Here is a 17,678-nt window from a genome sequence, read left to right as displayed (position 1 = left end):
AGCCCTTATGAGGCTCATTTTTAACATCATTGTTTAAAATGATCATTATGCTTTTTGTGGGTCATATTGACGATCTTTGATAAAGATCCCAGACACTGCACCACACAAGAAATAGGCACCGCCCATAATCAGGAAGCCCAAGCCAATTGAACCACCACTCGCTGCTGCGCCAATAATCGCAGGCGCAAACATGGCCCCAATACGCCCTGCATTATAAGCACCACCGACTGCTGTACCGCGGATTGACGTCGCAAAGCTTTCAGTCATATAAGTTGCGTTAATTGCATATGGAATACCATATAGGAAACCAAAGAAAATTAGCAGATAGGCAATATTATCTGGGGTGTTGAACAGCACAATTACGGGTAGAAAAATCGCCGTACCAATCGCGCCAAAAGAGAAAACGGCGCGTCGACCTAAACGGTCTGCAGCAAAACCGGCCAGAACTTTACCCAAAATCATGGCGACATAAGTCCCGATCATATAGCCCGCCATTGATTTAAAGTTCATGTGTAATTCAGATTCTAGATAAGCCGGCATCCAGTTATTTACACCGTAATAGCCAAACTGCAGGAACCCAGCCGTAAAAATCCATAAAATAAACATTTTACGATTCGCAGGATCTGCAAAGATTTCTTTGACAGTACTTTTCTTAACAGGCTGTTTGGTGGTTTCTTCAGCGGGTGCATATAAACGCAGTAATCTTGCACGCTGCCACGATTCTGGTTCAGGAACCAGTTTCTGGATAAAAATCGCCATGACGGATGGGATAATCGCGACAAAAAACAGTGTACGCCAGCCATATTCAGGAATAATCCAACCTGCCAATACAGTAGCTACGATATAGCCGACCGTCCAACCTGCCTGTAAGGTACCTAAAATTGTAGTCCGGTATTTGGTTGGTACATATTCAGCCATCAGGGTACTGGCTGCAATATATAAAGACCCGATCCCAAACGCAGACAGGAAACGTAGTACCGCGAACTGTTCATAGTTTTGGGTAAAGCCCAAGGCTGCAGTTAATACTGAAAAGATCAGAATTGAAATAACGACTGTACGTACCCGGCCTAAACGGTCACAAGCCCAGCCACCAATAAAACCACCAATCGCCATACCCGCCAGTGTAAAACTACCCAAGGTACCGGCTTGTAAATTACTTAAACCAAATTCTGCTTTCAGGCTGTTTAAGCTGAAGGACAGCAGTAGCATGTCCGCGCCATCGACCAAGAGTGCCAAAAAGGCAAAGACAAAGGCGATCTGCTGGGTTCGCTTGGTGGTGGGTTTTATCTTTGCGAGTTCTCTTTCTAAAACTTGTTCTCTTACTAATTCCGTCATATTTAAATCTCTATTCCTATCCTTAGGTTTTTTCATTCTGATCTTGAGTATGCACACTTCTGTATGCATGCGCTTTAAGCGCGATCCGTTTTCAAAGCACAGTACTTACTCCTGTTCTTATAGTCTCATTCCCGAGACTTTTCCCTCTCCTGTTATTTTTGAATCGTATTTATTCTCGTCATCAGGCTAAAGAAGTTAGGATGATTTTTCAATCATTTTAGGTGTTTTATTTTGTTAGGCGAAATTAAGTATCATAAAGTTGATTGTTTTTCCATTTTCATATAGCTTTAAAGCGATTATTAAAATGACATGTAATCTAAATAACATCGAACAGGGAGCGTAACGATGGGTGCTTTAACAGGCTTTCGTGTACTGGATTTAAGCCGGATTTTGGCTGGTCCTTGGTGTAGCCAGATTCTGGCGGACTTAGGTGCAGAAGTGATTAAAATTGAAAAGCCTGATCATGGAGATGACACACGAATCTGGGGACCACCTTGGCTTAAAAATAATCAGCAGGAAGATACCCATGAATCGGCTTACTACCTTTCAGCCAATCGTGGTAAACATTCGGTTGCCGTAGATTTATCTACCCCGGAAGGTCAACGCATTATCAAGAAACTCGCAGAACAAAGCGATGTAGTCATTGAGAACTATAAAGCGGGTTCATTGAAAAGATATGGTCTGGATTATGAAAGTCTGAGCCAGATAAATCCGCGTCTGGCGTACTGTTCAATTACCGGCTTTGGCCAGAATGGCCCGCGTGCGCAAGAACCAGGCTATGACTTCATTGTTCAGGGTATGGGCGGTATGATGAGTGTTACGGGTGAACGTGATGACCTTCCAGGGGGTGGTCCGCAAAAAGCAGGTCTAGCCTTTGCTGATCTGACCACTGGCTTATATGCTGCAATTGCGATTCAGGCTGCTTTATTGTCCCGTGGAAAAACCGGTGAAGGTCAGCATATTGATATGGCACTGCTGGATACCCAAGTTGCTTCCCTTTCTGTTCTAGCCATGAATTATCTGACCTCAGGTAAAGTCCCTGGCCGCTTCGGAAATGCCCATGCCAATATTGTGCCTTATCAGGTGTTTAAAGCACAGGAAGGTGAATTCATTATTGCTTGTGGGAATGACCTGCAATTTCAAGCGCTGTGTCAGGCCGTGGGTTTGACCAAAGTGGCAGAAGATCCGCGTTTCTTGAAAAATTCAGGCCGGGTTACACATCGTGAAGAACTGACCACCCTTCTGCAGGCGCATTTCTATTCTCAACCGGCAAAACACTGGGTAGATCTTATTCATGCAGTCAAAGTCCCAGTGGGCATGATCAATAACCTGAAACAGGCTTTGGAAGAAGAACAGGTTCTGGCGCGTGAAATGGTCATTCAGATGCCGCATACTCTACGTGACGATTACACCTCGATTGGTTCGCCGATTAAACTTTCCAAGACCCCGGTAAAATATAAAAAAGCACCACCGTGTCTGGGTGAAGATACCGACGCCATCTTGAGCCAGTATTTAAGCCCTGCTGAAATGGAAGAGCTGAAAAGTAAAAAAGTCATCCAGCAGCGCTAAACTGCTCAGCAATAAAAAAAGGAATCGAAAGATTCCTTTTTTATTTTGACTATGTCATTTCTCAGCAGGCTTTGGCATCCGGCTGCACGGTTTTAGGCAACTCACGGCGTAGAATTTTACCGACTGCAGACTTTGGCAATCCAGACAAAAACTCAATATATTTTGGCAGCTTATAACTGGTCAATTGTAGTCTCAGATAAGTCATGACTTCATTCTCGGTCAGACTGGTATCCTGTTTTACAATAAAGGCTTTCGGAACTTGTCCAGATTTTTCATCATCCACTCCAATGACGGCACATTCCAGTACTTTAGGATGTTTGGATAAAACGCCTTCCAGCTCATTTGGATAGACATTAAAGCCGGAGACCAGAATCATGTCCTTTTTACGGTCCAGAATAGTGATATAACCCTGCTCGTCCATACAACCGATATCACCTGTCAGGAAGAAACCATCTTTGGTAAATACCTGTGCTGTTGCTTCCGGTTGCTTCCAGTAACCTTTCATCACCTGAGGGCCGCGAATAGCAATTTCTCCAGCCTGATGAAGTGCTACAGGTTTTCCTTCATCATCCAGAATCTGAATTTCTGTGCCTGCCAATGGCAAGCCAATACTACCGCTAAAGCGCTTGCTTAAAGGCGGGTTAAATGTTGCCGTTGGTGAGGTTTCAGAAAGACCGTAGCCTTCATAGATATGACAGCCTGTGACTTCGTACCATAATTCTGCCGTGTTTTTTAAAACAGATGCACCGCCGCCTGTCGTGGTTTTTAGGCGTGAGTGATCCAGCTCGCGGAAACGTGGATGATGAGCCAATGCATTAAACATGGTATTCACGCCCGGAAACACCGTCGGAGGATGCTTATGATATTGATCTACCAGTGCATCCAGATCTCTTGGATTTGGAATCAGGACATTGGCAAAACCGCGACTTAGTCCATAACTGAACAGGCAGATGGTAAAACCATAAATGTGATACAGCGGCAAGGCACAAAACACATATTCATCTTCAGTCGCATAGCGGTCCCCAAAATGACTGATAAACACCGTACTGTTTTGGGCAATATTAAATAAGATATTGCGATGACTGAGTTCAGCCCCTTTGGAAACACCTGTAGTCCCACCGGTATATTGCAGAATGACAGTATCTTCCTGCTGCTGTACAGGCGCTACAAAATCAATCACCTGTACCTGATCAATGGCCTGCTTAAAGTCAGAAAAATGTTTATCAGGATATTGCGCTGTTTGGCTATAAATTGAAACTGACTGATCCTGAATGAAATCGAGCGGATGGGTAGAAATCACATGTTTTAGCGCAGAACATTCATCCAGATTATTTAACTGTTCTAAGGTTGAGCCCAGAATAATCAAGGCTTCTGCTCCTGAATCCTGAACTTGATGATACAACTCACGCTGGGTGTACATCGGGTTTACATTAACCAGAATATAACCCGCACGAATAATCGCGAAAGTCGCAATCGGATATTGAATAATATTCGGCAACATCACCGCGATTCGGCTACCGGCTGCCAAGCCTAGATTTTGAAGATAGGTCGCCAGTTTCTGGCTATAAACGTCAATCTCCTGATAGCTGAACTTTCGATCCAGATAAAAGAATGCAGTCTTATCCTTAAACTTAAGCAGATTCTCAGCAATCATCGTACTCAAAGTTTTGTCAGGATCGGGCCGGGTAAATTCCGGATTGACGTTCCATTTTTTATATTCTTCCATCCATGGCTGACTTGTCATTACAGCACTCCTATCCTTGATTTTAAATTTATTTTGTATTGTGAAACTTTATTTTGATTAAAAAATAATAACGTTATCTTTCCTCCCAAATCAATGCAATATTTGGCTAATTTCAAATTTTTACAAATAAAATCACGAATTTTATGGCTAATTATTTGGATATATTTTATCAATTAATAATATAACATTTCTTATAGCGAAATAATAAATCAGTAAAAGCAACAAAAGAATGTGGATTCATTCTTATAAAACAACAACGTAACAAGAAAAGGATGTCGATGATGACGTATGAAACTTCAGTGCTAGAAGCTGAACGGGTCACAGTTCAGCCTAAAAAAATATGGATGACCGCGTTTATTCTATGTTTTCTTATTTTACTTTGCAGACGGTGTTGATCTGGCTTTCTTGGCCTATAGCCTTACCAGTATCAAAGCTGAATTTAATTTAACCACCGTTCAGGCAGGTGCCTTAGGGAGCTGGAGTCTGGTCGGTGGAGTGATTGGCGGTTGGGCCTGTGACCGTTTTGGCCGGGTGAAAGTTATTGTATTTTATATGATTCTTGCTTCCAGCTTATCCTGCACCTTGGGCTTTGTAGAATCTTACCATCAGTTTTTAATTATCCGCAGTATTGCAGCTATTGGACTGGGTTCCCTATACATCGCCTGTAATACCTTAATGTCAGAATATGTTCCGAAAAATACCGGAAGACTGTTCTGGCAGCACTTATGACCGGTTTACCTTAGGTTCATTATGTGCAACTTTACTGGCGGGTTGGATTATTCCTGAATATGGCTGGCGTATGCTGTACTGGATTACCATTTGCCCGATCGTTCTGGCTTTTCTGCTTTATTTCCTTGTTCCTGAGCCGGATTCATGGCTACGTTCACGTGAATTAAAACGTCAGGAAGCAGCTAGCAATGTTAAGGTGAAAAAGCAGAATCCTTATAAAGTCATTCTCAAAGATAAAAATCACCGCTGGATGTTTTTACTATGGATTTTAAGTGCAGGTGCCCTGCAATTTGGTTATGCCGGTTTAAGTAACTGGTTACCTGCCTATCTCGAATCGGATCTGGGCATCAGTTTTAAGGCCATGACTGGCTATATGGTTGGCACGTTTATGATCATGATTTTTGCCAAGATCGTCGCAGGCATTCTGGCAGATCGTTTCGGACGACGTGCCTTGTTCGCTTTTGGAACCATGGGCACAGCCCTGTTTCTTCCGATTGTAATTTATTTCAATACACCGACCAATATTTTGTACCTGATGCTCATGTTCGGCTTCTTATATGGTATGCCATTTGCCATTAATGCCACGTATATGACTGAAAGCTTCCCTACTTCGATTCGTGGTACGGCTGTAGGTGGTGCATTCAATATAGGCCGTATCGGAGCAGTATTTGCACCACTCACAATTGGATATTTTGCTCATGGAGGTTCAATTGGAACGGGACTACTAGTTATGGCAGGCGCCTATTTTATTTGTGGTCTGATTCCTGCACTGTTTATACGTGATCGCTTATATGATCCGCAAAAAGCAGATTAATCTCTATCATCTTTTGATAAAAAACCAGTCAAATAGACTGGTTTTTTAATGAATAAAATTTAAAAATCAGACGACTTTTCTTTGAACATTTTCCATGTATTCATAATGGTAACCACTGCGAATAAAATGCTGGTTTTTGTCTCTAAATGAATGCGCATAATCTGGCCAGACCAAAGTCAGCTTGCGGCTCACCGGGTCCAGATACCAGCTTTTACAGCTTTCTGATAACCAGACACTGCCTTGGGAAAGCTGCTGTAACTCCTGCATATAGGTATTTTCAGCATCTTGATCAGCTTCGAATACCTGTATCTGTTCCTGTTCAAAAAACTGCAAGGCGTCCAGTACCAGATCAAACTGGGTTTCCAGGAAATAAAGTGCTGAGTTATGCCCACTTCCGGTATTTGGACCATTTAAGATAAACAGATTCGGAAAGTTATGTACGGTTGTAGACTGATAACCCTGCATACCACTAGACCATTGCTGCTCCAGGCTTAAATCCTGTTTACCTACCACCTTTGCTGCATAAGGTGGACGTGCCGCTTCAAACCCGGTGGCGAATACGATGATATCTGCAGGGAATTCATTGCCGGACTTACTGATCACGCCATCCTTATTCACTTGAGCCAAAGCAGAATCTTCAAGCGTGACATTCGGCTTTAGAAAAGTCGGGTAATAATTATTGGACAGCAATAAGCGCTTACAGCCCGGTTCATAATTCGGTGTGAGTTTCTGCTGTAATTCAGGATCTGAAATCTGATGTTTCAAGAATTGCAGGCAGTTTTTCTTGACCCGCTCGATCTGGCTTTTCAGATTACGGCGCTGGGCAAAATTATATTCATTGCCCCAGAACAAGGAATGTCTTAACTCTGCCATGCTGTCCGGATCTTTGCGGAAAAGCTGTTTTTCTGACTCAGAATAAGGTCGGTCTGGTCGCGGCAAGATATACGGTGCACTGCGCTGCAATACGGTCAGGCTTTTGGCTGTTTTGGCAATTTCTGGTACAAGCTGTATGGCAGAAGCCCCTGAACCCACCACAACTACGCGCTGGTTTTCCAGATTTACTTCGTGATTCCAGCGTGCAGAATGCATCACCTGACCTTGAAATTTTTCTAGTCCCGGAATTTGTGGCAGATGTTCATCTGCCAGATGCCCGGTTGCTGTAATTAAAAAATTTGCTTCATAAGAACCTTTAGATGTCTGAATATTCCAGATACGTTTTTCGGTATTCCAGCTGGCTTTTTCGAGCTGAGTATGAAAATCAATATGTGGCCGGATATTTTCCTGATCACAGCATTGAATTAAGTAACGTTGAATTTCTGCCCCTTGCGGAAAGACACGTGACCAGTTGGGATTTTTAATAAACGAGAAAGAATATAAATGGGAAGGTACATCACAGGCGACACCGGGATAGGTATTATCACGCCATGTTCCGCCCACTTCTGCTGCACGTTCAATGATTTTAAAATCGTGAATGCCCTGCTGTTTAAGACGGATCGCCATGCCTAATCCACCAAAACCGCTGCCTACAATTAAAATCTTGCTGCGCTGTCCTTGAGCTTGCATTATTTTTCTCCTTTTTTTAAGGCATCATGGGCTGGATTTTCTGATTCGCCGGATACTGTTCTGGATGCTGGCTAAACTGGTTGATCAGTTGCACCACTTCCGCTGGCGCTTCAATATGGATTGCATGTCCTGAAGCTATTTCGATATAGCGGCTGTTCTGAATCGAAGCAAACAGTAATTTTGCTTGCGCTAAAGGCACCATCCGGTCTTCACGGCAAGCCACGATCAAAGTCTCCGCAGAGATGTTCGGCAAAATGGCGGTGATGTCAATGCGATAATTCAGTTCACGCTGTTTGGCTGCATCTTGAGAAGGCTTAACGAAGCGTGCCAGATCCAACACCTGCTGTTCACTACGTGCAGACAAATAATCATCGCTATACAGGCAATAATTCACAAAATGCGGTAAAACTGCGGATTGATCGTTAAATAGCTGTTGCCAGATCGTGGTCCGTAGTTGTTGCACCGAGCTGGTTTTTGCCCAACCTGCTAACAGAATCAAACGTGCCACGCGCTGTTTAAGACTCGCAGCTACTTGTGCAGCAATCACAGCACCAAGTGAATAACCCACCACAGTAATTGCTTCATCTTCTGCAACTGCATGCTGGATCAGTGCTTCAACTTGTTGACTAAAATCAGTCACTGCCAGATCGGCTTTATCTGGAGTATGCAAATCAAGCGATAAAACCCGCTGATGGATACCGAGCATGGGGAAAATATGGCTGAAATGCTTGTCGGTATTTCCACCCGTACCATGGATCAGAATGATGGTGGGATATGAGGATTTCTGTCCGACTTCATGATAAGTCAGTTGCAGATCACCATAAGGACATTGTCGAGTAATCGTGTCTAAATCCATATAGACTCCTGATCTTGTTGTTTTATGGCCGATGTAATACTGAAAAGTACCTATCGATATTGAGTTTTGTGCAGGATAAAAAAAGTAGTAACAAAAAAAGACCCACGATCGAGAGATTGATCGTGGGCAAAAGGATTAATCGAATTTAAACTCTTCAGGAGTCAGCAGGAACAGGCTCTCACCACCGGCCTGAATATTGGCAACGTGAGTTGAAGTTCTTGGCAGAATCCGGGCAAAGAAGAATTGTGCCGTTTTGATCTTCGCTGCATAGAACGGATCAGTATTACCTTCTTCAATCTTTTGCTGCGCCGTAATCGCCATTTTCAGCCATAAATACGAAGACACCACATAACCAGAGAAATATAGGTAATCCACAGATGCCGCACCGATTTCATTGGCAGACTGTTGTGCCTGAGCCTGAATCGTTTTGGTTAATTCTAGCCATTGCTCAGTCAGCTGGCTCACTTGTGCAACCTGCTGGTTAAACTGGGCATGTTGCTGATGCTCTTTAACAAAGCCCTGAATCTCATCCGTTAATGCAGTGAGCAAACCCAATTTTGAACCTAGCACTTTACGCGCCAGCAAGTCGATTGATTGAATTTCAGTAGTACCTTCATACAGACTGGCAATACGTGCATCACGGGCAATCTGTTCCATGCCATGTTCAGCAATATAGCCGTGTCCACCAAAGACCTGCATACCGTGTTTGGCAGCTTCTACACCTGTTTCGGTCATTAAGGCTTTAGCAATTGGAGTCAATAATGCCAGACGGTCTTCTGCAGCTTTCTTCTCTTCAGGATTATCCGTTGCTTCAGCGATATCAGCATACGTTGCCAGATAATAAGCCAAGGCACGTGAACCTTCTGCAAATACCTTTTGAGTCAGTAGCATATTACGCACTGCCGGATGCACGATAATTGGATCCGCAGGCAGGTTTGGCTCTTTCGCACCTTCAAGTGAACGCATCGCCAGACGGTCTTTGGCATAAGCCAACGCGCCTTGATAAGAAGATTCAGCTGCAGCCAAACCTTGAATCGCTGTACCAATACGCGCAGAGTTCATAAAAGTAAACATGCAGTTCAAGCCGCGGTTTTCAGGCCCGATCAGGAAACCTTTGGCATTATCAAAATTCAGTACACAGGTCGCATTGCCATGAATACCCATCTTGTGTTCAATCGCGCTACACACCACACCATTGCGTGAAGCCACATTTCCAGCTTCATCCAGATTGTATTTAGGCACGATAAACAGCGAAATACCTTTAGTACCTGCAGGCGCATCCGGTAAACGCGCCAATACAATGTGTACGATATTTTCAGCCAGGTCATGCTCACCTGCTGAAATAAAGATTTTCTCACCGCTGATACTGTAGCTGCCATCTTCATTTGGCACCGCTTTAGTACGGATCAGGCCCAGATCAGAACCGGCATGTGATTCAGTTAAACACATGGTTCCGGTCCAGCGACCTGCAATTAAAGGTACCAGGAATTTCTGTTTCTGTTCATCGCTACCATGATGCTCTAAAGTACGCATCGCACCATGAGACAGGCCTGGGTACATACCCCAAGACCAGTTAGTCGCCGTAATAATTTCTGAAATAGCAATACGGTATAAGGTCGGGAAGCCTTGGCCACCATATTTTTCATCACCAGTTAATGAGGTAAAACCAAGTTCTACATATTTGTCATAAGCAGCTTTAAAACCATCCGGTGTAGTCACGACGCCATCTTGCAGACGGCAGCCCTGCTGGTCGCCTGTCGCATTAATTGGTAGAAGTTCGTTTTGGCAAAAATCAGCAGCGACTTCCAGATATTGTTCCATAATATCCATAGAAACTTTGTCTGCGAACTTTGCATAGCCTTCGTATTTCTGTTCAACATTGAGCAGATCTTTCAGGACAAACTTCATGTCTTTTAATGGCGCAATATAATTTCTCATCGTAATTCCCTTGTATGAGTTCTAATTTGTATATTTATGACAATTAATTTCATAATACGAAATTATGTTTTAGGTCGAATATAATATAAGTGCATGGATAAAATCTAGTCATGACATAAAAAATCACATTTAAAAAATTAAAACTTTGGTATAAAAAAGCCATTCGGTAATGAATGGCTTTTTATTAAATGATCAAAATAAATCGATCTAGCGCGGGAAAAACTGAGCCAAACGTTGCTGAACAATCTGTTCTGCTTCTTGCATGATATTGTCAATCAGCGTTTGACAGGTCGGGATATCATGGATCAATCCCATGACTTGACCTGCTGTCAGTACGCCTGCATCTACATCGCCATTTTCCAAAGCCAGCTTGCCTTTTAAGCCACTGACATAAGGGCGAATCTGTTCAAATTCCAGATTTGGATCTTCACCCATTTTAACGACGAGGTCAGATACCGCATTTTTCGCAACACGCGCAGTATTTCTGAACTGGCGGTAAAGCAGATGCGTTGCCCTTTCATCATTGTCGACATAAAACTGCTTGATGTTGGGATGGATTGGCGCTTCTTGTGTGGCACAGAAACGTGTCCCCATATTGATGCCTTCAGCACCTAAAGCGAGTGCTGCTACCAGACCACGACCATCCGCAAAACCACCACTCGCTACAATCGGTATAGTGAGCTGATCAGCGGCTGCTGGAATCAGGATTAGTCCAGGAATATCATCTTCACCCGGATGGCCGGCACATTCAAAACCGTCAATCGAGATCACATCCGCACCGATTCGTTGTGCTGAAAGTGCATGTCTGACCGAGGTACATTTATGAATCACAATGATGCCGTGCTGTTTAAAGGCCTCAATATGTTCATGTGGCTTGTTACCTGCCGTTTCTACAATCTTGATTCCACTTTCAATAATGGCCTGACGATATTCGGCATACGGCGGTGGGTTTACAGCGGGTAATAAAGTTAAATTGACCGCAAAAGGCTGATCCGTCATTTCACGGCAACGTGCAATTTCCTTGGTCAGCGCTTCAGGTGTGGGTTGTGTCAATGCCGTCAGCGTTCCCAAACCACCCGCATTGGAGACTGCACTGGCCATTTCTGCGGTACCGACCCACATCATGCCGCCCTGAATAATCGGATAGCGAATGCCTAAAAGCTCGGTGATACGCGTTTGAATTTTCATGAATGCTCTCCTTAGCGTCCGGTAAATTGTGCAGGGCGTTTTTCGACAAAGGCCTGCACACCCTCTTTGTAGTCCTGGCTACTTAAGGCCAAGTATTGCAGGTTTTGTTCCAGCTCCAGTTGCTGATCCATGCTATTTTCAGCACTGCGTTGCAAAGCCTGTTTGGTTAAGGCCAGTGCATAGGTCGGCTGTCGTGCCAGTCGCTGTGCAAGCTCATCGATATAAGCATCAAATTCTGCATCAGGGATCATTTTCCAGATCATGCCCATTTCAGCAGCCTCTTTGGCATGCACAGGTTCACCGAGTAAAGTCAGTGCCATAGCGCGTGCATAACCAATTAAACGCGGCAACATCCAGGTGCCACCAGCATCAGGAATCAAGCCAATTTTTGAAAAGGCTTGAATAAATTTGGCACTTTCTTTGGCAATGACCAGATCGCAAGCCAGCGCGATATTGGCCCCTGCACCGGCAGCCACACCATTTACTGCCGCAAGCACCGGTTTGGGACTTTTACGAATCAGGTTGATCAAAGGATTATAATATTTGGCTAGAGAGCCTTCGGGAGGCAACGGCACACTACCGAGCTGCCCGGCACGTTCTTTTAAATCCTGTCCCGCTGAAAATGCCCGACCATTACCACGAATCACAATCACCCGAATATCCGAGTCTGTATTCCAGCTTTTCAGCACCTGCTGCACTTCCTCATGCATTTGCCGATTGAAACTGTTCAGTGAATCTGGACGGTTAAAACTTAAAGTGGCAACGCCTTGCTGAACCTGGGTCTGAATCATTTCCCACATCATCAATTTCCTTATTTTTTGTCTGTATCCCTACAATTAATAGCCTTTATTGACATCCACCTGATGACACAAATCCAGCCCTTGATTTAAACGACGGTCATTTTCCAGAATCTGCTCTACCACCACAGACATCGGCGCATGTGAGGCGACATGTGGCGTTACCACAATTTTTTCGTGCTGCCAGAATGGATGGTCCGCAGGTAACGGCTCCTGCTCAAAGACATCGACAATTGCACCACGCAGATGACCAGAATCCAGCGCATCCAATAAATCCTGCTCGATTAAATGCTGGCCACGCCCGACATGAATCAAAGCTGACTGTTCAGGCAGTTGCTGAAATAATTCAGCAGAAAGAATCCCAGTATTCTCTTCGGTAAGGGGTAGCAGGTTAATCAGAATCTGACTTTGCGCCAGGAACTCGGAAAGCTGTTCTTGACCCACATAACTTTTAACTTGATTAATATCTTTTGGGGAATTCGACCAACCAGAAACTTGATAGCCCATGTCTGCAAAACGTTCTGCTACGTATCCGCCCATATGCCCGAGTCCCATAATCCCGATCTGGATATGATGGCTATAGCTCTGGCGATACTGCTTCCACAGTTGCTGCTTTTGCTGCTGGATCATGCGGTCAAAATAGCGCTGAAAATACAGCACACCCCAAAGCAGATAATCAAACATGCCCTTTTGATGATGTGGATCCAGTACCCGGCAAACGGCTTGATCTGGACGTACAGCATTTAAGTTTAAATGTTCTACCCCAGCAGCAATCGAATGAATCAGGCCAAGCTTTGGTAGCTGCTGCACTTTTTCCAGATCTGGAAACCAGGCAGCGACTGTGGTTGCCTGTTCAGCTTCAGGACTGTCCACTGTACAGAAACTGCCAGCAGGCGCATATTTTTGAAAAGACTTGACCAGAATGGCTTCAATATTTGGTACAGAACTGGAAATAACAATCATGATGCATACTCCGTATATTGATGCTCAATCAGGGACAAAGCGGCCTGCCAGGCACGCTGTAAAATCGGTTCAATGAGAGGACTGGCGAACTGCTTGGCTGTTTTAATTCGGACTTCTTCTGCTGGATAATGCAATTCAGCACCGCCGCTTAAGGCTTTCACCTGTGCCTGACAGGCGCGCTCCAGGAAATAGATTTCATGAAAAGCCCGCGCAATGGTTTCCCCAGCCGTTAATAGGCCATGATTGCGTAAAATCATGGCGCGATGGCTGCCCAAGTCCTGAATCAAGCGTTCTTGTTCATCAGTTGAAAGCGCGACGCCTTCATATTCGTGATAGGCCACATGCTGATAAAATTTCATGGCGTGCTGGGAAATTGGGAGAAGCCCGTGTTTCTGAGCAGAGACGGCAATACCATCTGCAGTATGCGTATGAATGACACAGTTGAGATGAGGATGCGCGTCATGAATCGCAGAATGAATTACAAAACCTGCCATATTGACTGGCTTGTCCTGCTCATAGCTTTCTACCACCTGTCCTTCATGATTAATCTTCACCAGCGTTGAGGCACGCATTTTTTCAAATGCGACACCATATTGGTTAATCAGAAAACAGTCTGGTTGATCTGGGACTCTTAGGCTGATATGAGTATCAATCAGGTCGGTCATCCGATAATGCGCAATAATACGATAAAGTGCTGCGAGTTCACAGCGTGCCTGCCATTCAGCATCTGTGACGAGATTTTTTATTGTCATCATTCCATCCTGGAAAAATATAGCATTTCGATCACTATCTGTTATATCATAATTTTAGAAAAACAGAATATTATTTCATAAAGCGAAATATTTTTATTAAAGGGAAGCTATATGACTACAGCTCAAATGAATGGACTCGAATATTTAACTGCAATTAAAAATGGCGAATTGCCTGGTTCAGCGATGGGACAATTGATTCCCATGAAACTCAGTGTTGTCCGTGAAAACTATGTGGAATATGAAGTTTATCCAGATGAACGTCATTTCAACCTGCAAGGTGGCATTCATGGTGGATTTTGCGCCACTGTTCTGGACAGTGTAACCGGTGCAGCAGTTCATACTACAGTTGATGCTGGCGTCAGTTTTTCAACCATTGACCTGAATGTCAAAATGCTCAAAGCCATGAAAAATGGTGAAACTTATACAGCCATTGGTGAAGTAATCCGGATCGGTCGTAATGTGCTGACTTCAGAAGGCCGAATTGTCGACAAAGACGGTAAAATTTATGCCTTTGGTTCAGCAACTTTATTAGTCACTAGCCGCAAATAATCCTGACGCTGATTAAATTAATCCCTGCGATATGCAGGGATTTTTATTTCTATATAAATAATCCAATAAAAAATGCCATGTATATCAGCTATACATGGCATTAATACGATGACTAAAGTGGTTATGCAGCTTCAGGGTTTTCAATCACCATCGCAAGACCTTGACCTAGACCGATACATAAGCTGATCACGGCATATTTTTTACCAGTACGCTGTAATTGACGCGCAACAGTTAAAGCCAAACGCGCACCTGAACAGCCCAATGGATGGCCAATCGCAATACCACCACCATTTGGATTCACACGCGGATCATCAAATGCAACATCCAAGCCTTTCAGGCAAGATAATACCTGGCTGGCAAATGCTTCATTGATCTCGATAATGTCCATATCATCTAGCGTCAAACCTGCACGTTTTACGGCTTTTTTGATTGCTTCGATTGGACCCGCGCCCATGATGCGTGGCTCAATGCCAGCGGCTGCAGAAGACAGGATACGTGCTAAAGGTTTTAAGCCATACTGTTCCTGAACTTTTTCACTGCCGATAATCAGTGCTGCAGCGCCGTCATTGATACCTGATGCGTTACCCGCAGTCACTACACCACCTTCGAAAAGCGGTTTTAGCTTGGATAATGCTTCAAATGTTGAAGATGGACGTGGATGTTCATCTTCAGTCACTAATTTAGGCGGCAATTTACGCCCTTGTGAAACTTCAATCGGGGTAATTTCACCTTCAAAGAAACCTGCTTCTTTTGCAGCTTGATATTTCGCTTGTGATGCAGCAGCAAAAGTATCTGCCTGTTCACGCGTAATGCCAAACTCTTCAGCGACGTTATCACCTGTTTCCGGCATGCTGTGCGCGCCAAACTGATCGGTGAATTTACGGTTCGGGAAACGTGTACCAATGGTGGTGTCATAGATTTTGGCATCACGTGAATACGCGCTTTCAGCTTTAGCCATTACAAACGGTGCACGTGTCATGCTCTCTACACCACCTGCAATATACAGTTCGCCTTCACCTGCGGTAATGGCACGTGCTGAATCGATCACAGCACCCAGGCCCGACGCACATAGACGGTTAACTGTTTGACCTGGAACGGTCACTGGCATACCAGCAAGCAATGCTGCAAATCGAGCCACATTACGGCTGTCTTCACCGGCTTGGTTCGTGCTACCAAAGATCACATCTTCTACGTCAGCTGCTGGAATACTGGTTTTTTCTAGCAGATTTTTAATGACTGTTGCTGCCAGATCATCTGGACGCACAGTGGCCAGGCTTCCTGCGTGGCGACCGATTGGTGAACGTAAACCATCATAAATATAGGCATTTAACATGAGTGTTATTCCTTTAACTTTTTAATTAATGTGTAGTATGAACAAGAGCTAAACCGAGCTGAACGCGGCGGCGCAACCAAGGACTTGGGCGGTAACGCTGGTCACGAGTAATCGCAGTCATACGATCCAGAATTTTCAGGATTTTTTCAGCTCCCAGCACATCCCCCCATTCAATTGGGCCATATGGATAGCCAAGGCCTAATTTCACCGCGATATTGATATCTTCTACAGTTGCAACGCCTTGCTGGGCAATATCACAGCCGAGATTCACAATCATTGCCAAAGCACGCTGAGCCACAAAACCAACACTTTCCTGAATTGTGCTCGCGGTCACACCATCCAGATTGAAAATCGATTGTGCTGCATGAATCAGTTCAGCTTTGGTCACAAACGTTGGCATCAAGGTACGGTGTTTATTTAGGCCATAAAGCAGATCAATGCAGACTACTTGCTGCGGAGACACCTGATAGCGGACTGCGGCTGAAGTGGCATCTTCGCCATAAGTGGCAATCAGAATTAAAGCATTTGCTGAAGGTGCTTCTGTTTGCTCGATCTGAATATTGAACTGCTGCAGATATTGCTCAAGCGCCTGACGGTCTTCGCTATATTCTGTACCTAACCAAACCGATGGATATTGATCCAGCTTTTCAACCAAGGTTGGAGCCACATCACCTACTTTGCTCCCTGAAGTGTAATCATAAAAACCTTTACCGGTTTTACGACCTAGCTGTTTAGCAATAAAACGCTGGCGGGTAATCACGCTTGGGCGGTAACGCGCTTCTTCATAATATTGGTGATAGATCGATTCGCTCACTGGATGAGATACATCCATCCCGGTCAGATCGCCTAACTCGAATGGCCCCATCTTGAAACCGATCCCGTCACGATAGATGCGGTCAATGTCATAAAATGGAGTGACATTTTCATTCAGAATCGCATAGGCTTCGCTACCAAAAGCACGGCCAGCATGGTTGATAATAAATCCTGGGGTATCTTTGGCTTTTACCGGGCGATGTCCCATTTTCGTAGATAACTGAGTGAGCGCATCCACAATATCAGCACGGGTATTAAAGCCTTCAATGACCTCAACCACTTTCATCAGTGGAACCGGGTTAAAGAAGTGATAACCAGCAACACGTTCTGGCTGACTGCAATTAGCAGCAATCGCACTAATCGACAATGAAGATGTATTAGATGCCAGAATCGCTTCCGGTTTTATGATACCTTCCAGTTGCTGCATCAGTTTTTGTTTGATTTCCAGATTTTCAATAATCGCTTCAACGATTAAATCGCAATCTTTCAGGTCTTCGATCTGCTGAGCAATGGATAAATGAGCAAGATCTTCAGCAGCTTTTTCATGGCTGAATTTACCTTTATCAGCCAGGGTATTTAATGTTTTAGCCAGCTTTTCCTGTGCCTGTTCAGCAGCACCTGCTTTGGCATCAAACAACACGACATCGTGGCCAGATTGAATTGCGATCTGGGCAATGCCCGCACCCATGGTACCTACACCAATAATACCGATTTTCTGAATTTGAATGCTCATGC

The 17,678-nt window shown here is 44.3% G+C and carries 13 protein-coding genes and 1 pseudogene; 3 read left to right on the top strand and 11 right to left on the bottom strand.

The annotated features are described in order from the left end of the window. Positions 1 to 45: 45 nt before the first annotated feature. The gene (locus ACEWB7_RS02060) at positions 46 to 1,335 is read right to left on the bottom strand and encodes an MFS transporter (protein WP_125278521.1); all 1,290 of its coding nucleotides are present in this window, start codon (positions 1,333 to 1,335) and stop codon (positions 46 to 48) included. Between the two features lie 345 nt (positions 1,336 to 1,680). Between ACEWB7_RS02060 and ACEWB7_RS02055 the strand changes: the two genes are divergently transcribed. Next, a complete protein-coding gene (locus ACEWB7_RS02055; protein ID WP_411580368.1) occupies positions 1,681 to 2,904 on the top strand; it encodes a CaiB/BaiF CoA transferase family protein in 1,224 nt (407 codons plus the stop codon). A gap of 61 nt (positions 2,905 to 2,965) precedes the next feature. On the opposite strand, the gene ACEWB7_RS02050 is transcribed toward ACEWB7_RS02055, so the two are convergent. Next, entirely contained in the window at positions 2,966 to 4,648 is a 1,683-nt protein-coding gene (locus ACEWB7_RS02050; RefSeq protein ID WP_125278519.1) for an AMP-binding protein, read from the bottom strand. 281 nt (positions 4,649 to 4,929) lie between these two features. On the opposite strand from ACEWB7_RS02050, the pseudogene ACEWB7_RS02045 reads away from it, so the two are divergent. Continuing rightward, positions 4,930 to 6,191, top strand: a pseudogene (locus ACEWB7_RS02045) (MFS transporter). Between the two features lie 66 nt (positions 6,192 to 6,257). Here ACEWB7_RS02045 and ACEWB7_RS02040 read toward each other — a convergent pair. The 7 genes from ACEWB7_RS02040 to ACEWB7_RS02010 all read right to left on the bottom strand — a co-directional run bounded on the left by ACEWB7_RS02040 (position 6,258) and on the right by ACEWB7_RS02010 (position 14,248). Next, positions 6,258 to 7,754 (bottom strand): flavin-containing monooxygenase, encoded by a 1,497-nt coding sequence (locus tag ACEWB7_RS02040; protein WP_125278518.1) that lies wholly within the window; start codon positions 7,752 to 7,754, stop codon positions 6,258 to 6,260. Positions 7,755 to 7,770: 16 nt separating this feature from the next. Next, positions 7,771 to 8,610 (bottom strand): alpha/beta fold hydrolase, encoded by an 840-nt coding sequence (locus ACEWB7_RS02035; protein ID WP_125278517.1) that lies wholly within the window; start codon positions 8,608 to 8,610, stop codon positions 7,771 to 7,773. A 135-nt stretch (positions 8,611 to 8,745) separates the two neighbouring features. Beyond that, positions 8,746 to 10,548: an acyl-CoA dehydrogenase C-terminal domain-containing protein gene (locus ACEWB7_RS02030; RefSeq protein WP_125278516.1), complete on the bottom strand. Its 1,803-nt coding sequence runs from the start codon at positions 10,546 to 10,548 to the stop codon at positions 8,746 to 8,748. A gap of 207 nt (positions 10,549 to 10,755) precedes the next feature. After that, the gene (locus tag ACEWB7_RS02025; RefSeq protein ID WP_125278515.1) at positions 10,756 to 11,736 is read right to left on the bottom strand and encodes an NAD(P)H-dependent flavin oxidoreductase; all 981 of its coding nucleotides are present in this window, start codon (positions 11,734 to 11,736) and stop codon (positions 10,756 to 10,758) included. 11 nt (positions 11,737 to 11,747) lie between these two features. Further along, positions 11,748 to 12,536: an enoyl-CoA hydratase-related protein gene (locus tag ACEWB7_RS02020; RefSeq protein WP_125278514.1), complete on the bottom strand. Its 789-nt coding sequence runs from the start codon at positions 12,534 to 12,536 to the stop codon at positions 11,748 to 11,750. Positions 12,537 to 12,572: 36 nt separating this feature from the next. Next, positions 12,573 to 13,496, bottom strand: a complete 924-nt coding sequence (locus ACEWB7_RS02015; protein WP_125278513.1) for a 2-hydroxyacid dehydrogenase — start codon at positions 13,494 to 13,496, stop codon at positions 12,573 to 12,575. Continuing rightward, positions 13,493 to 14,248 (bottom strand): class II aldolase/adducin family protein, encoded by a 756-nt coding sequence (locus tag ACEWB7_RS02010; protein WP_125278512.1) that lies wholly within the window; start codon positions 14,246 to 14,248, stop codon positions 13,493 to 13,495. Before ACEWB7_RS02010 ends, ACEWB7_RS02015 begins: the two co-directional genes overlap by 4 nt. Before the next feature lie 111 nt (positions 14,249 to 14,359). On the opposite strand from ACEWB7_RS02010, the gene ACEWB7_RS02005 reads away from it, so the two are divergent. After that, on the top strand, positions 14,360 to 14,797 hold the full coding sequence (locus ACEWB7_RS02005) for a PaaI family thioesterase (protein WP_125278511.1): 438 nt from the start codon (positions 14,360 to 14,362) through the stop codon (positions 14,795 to 14,797). A gap of 121 nt (positions 14,798 to 14,918) precedes the next feature. Here the strand turns inward: ACEWB7_RS02005 and ACEWB7_RS02000 are convergent, their stop codons facing one another. Both ACEWB7_RS02000 and ACEWB7_RS01995 read right to left on the bottom strand, forming a co-directional pair. Next, positions 14,919 to 16,130: a 3-oxoadipyl-CoA thiolase gene (locus ACEWB7_RS02000; RefSeq protein WP_125278510.1), complete on the bottom strand. Its 1,212-nt coding sequence runs from the start codon at positions 16,128 to 16,130 to the stop codon at positions 14,919 to 14,921. Positions 16,131 to 16,155: 25 nt separating this feature from the next. Continuing rightward, positions 16,156 to 17,676, bottom strand: a complete 1,521-nt coding sequence (locus tag ACEWB7_RS01995; RefSeq protein WP_312309883.1) for a 3-hydroxyacyl-CoA dehydrogenase — start codon at positions 17,674 to 17,676, stop codon at positions 16,156 to 16,158. Between the last annotated feature and the right edge of the window lie 2 nt (positions 17,677 to 17,678).

This window comes from Acinetobacter sp. NIOH-H-8 (assembly GCF_046635365.1).
In the GTDB taxonomy this organism is placed as follows: domain Bacteria; phylum Pseudomonadota; class Gammaproteobacteria; order Pseudomonadales; family Moraxellaceae; genus Acinetobacter.
Note: the sequence above shows the minus strand (reverse complement) of the source record. Positions and strands in the feature narration are given on the sequence as shown.

Coding starts and splice junctions, on each gene's coding strand:
- ACEWB7_RS02015 (WP_125278513.1), bottom strand. CDS start 13,496: ATGATTGTTATTTCCAGTTCTGTACCAAATATTGAAGCCATTCTGGTC.
- ACEWB7_RS02020 (WP_125278514.1), bottom strand. CDS start 12,536: ATGTGGGAAATGATTCAGACCCAGGTTCAGCAAGGCGTTGCCACTTTA.
- ACEWB7_RS02000 (WP_125278510.1), bottom strand. CDS start 16,130: ATGTTAAATGCCTATATTTATGATGGTTTACGTTCACCAATCGGTCGC.
- ACEWB7_RS02040 (WP_125278518.1), bottom strand. CDS start 7,754: ATGCAAGCTCAAGGACAGCGCAGCAAGATTTTAATTGTAGGCAGCGGT.
- ACEWB7_RS02050 (WP_125278519.1), bottom strand. CDS start 4,648: ATGACAAGTCAGCCATGGATGGAAGAATATAAAAAATGGAACGTCAAT.
- ACEWB7_RS02060 (WP_125278521.1), bottom strand. CDS start 1,335: ATGACGGAATTAGTAAGAGAACAAGTTTTAGAAAGAGAACTCGCAAAG.
- ACEWB7_RS02010 (WP_125278512.1), bottom strand. CDS start 14,248: ATGACAATAAAAAATCTCGTCACAGATGCTGAATGGCAGGCACGCTGT.
- ACEWB7_RS02035 (WP_125278517.1), bottom strand. CDS start 8,610: ATGGATTTAGACACGATTACTCGACAATGTCCTTATGGTGATCTGCAA.
- ACEWB7_RS02005 (WP_125278511.1), top strand. CDS start 14,360: ATGACTACAGCTCAAATGAATGGACTCGAATATTTAACTGCAATTAAA.
- ACEWB7_RS02030 (WP_125278516.1), bottom strand. CDS start 10,548: ATGAGAAATTATATTGCGCCATTAAAAGACATGAAGTTTGTCCTGAAA.
- ACEWB7_RS01995 (WP_312309883.1), bottom strand. CDS start 17,676: ATGAGCATTCAAATTCAGAAAATCGGTATTATTGGTGTAGGTACCATG.
- ACEWB7_RS02025 (WP_125278515.1), bottom strand. CDS start 11,736: ATGAAAATTCAAACGCGTATCACCGAGCTTTTAGGCATTCGCTATCCG.
- ACEWB7_RS02055 (WP_411580368.1), top strand. CDS start 1,681: ATGGGTGCTTTAACAGGCTTTCGTGTACTGGATTTAAGCCGGATTTTG.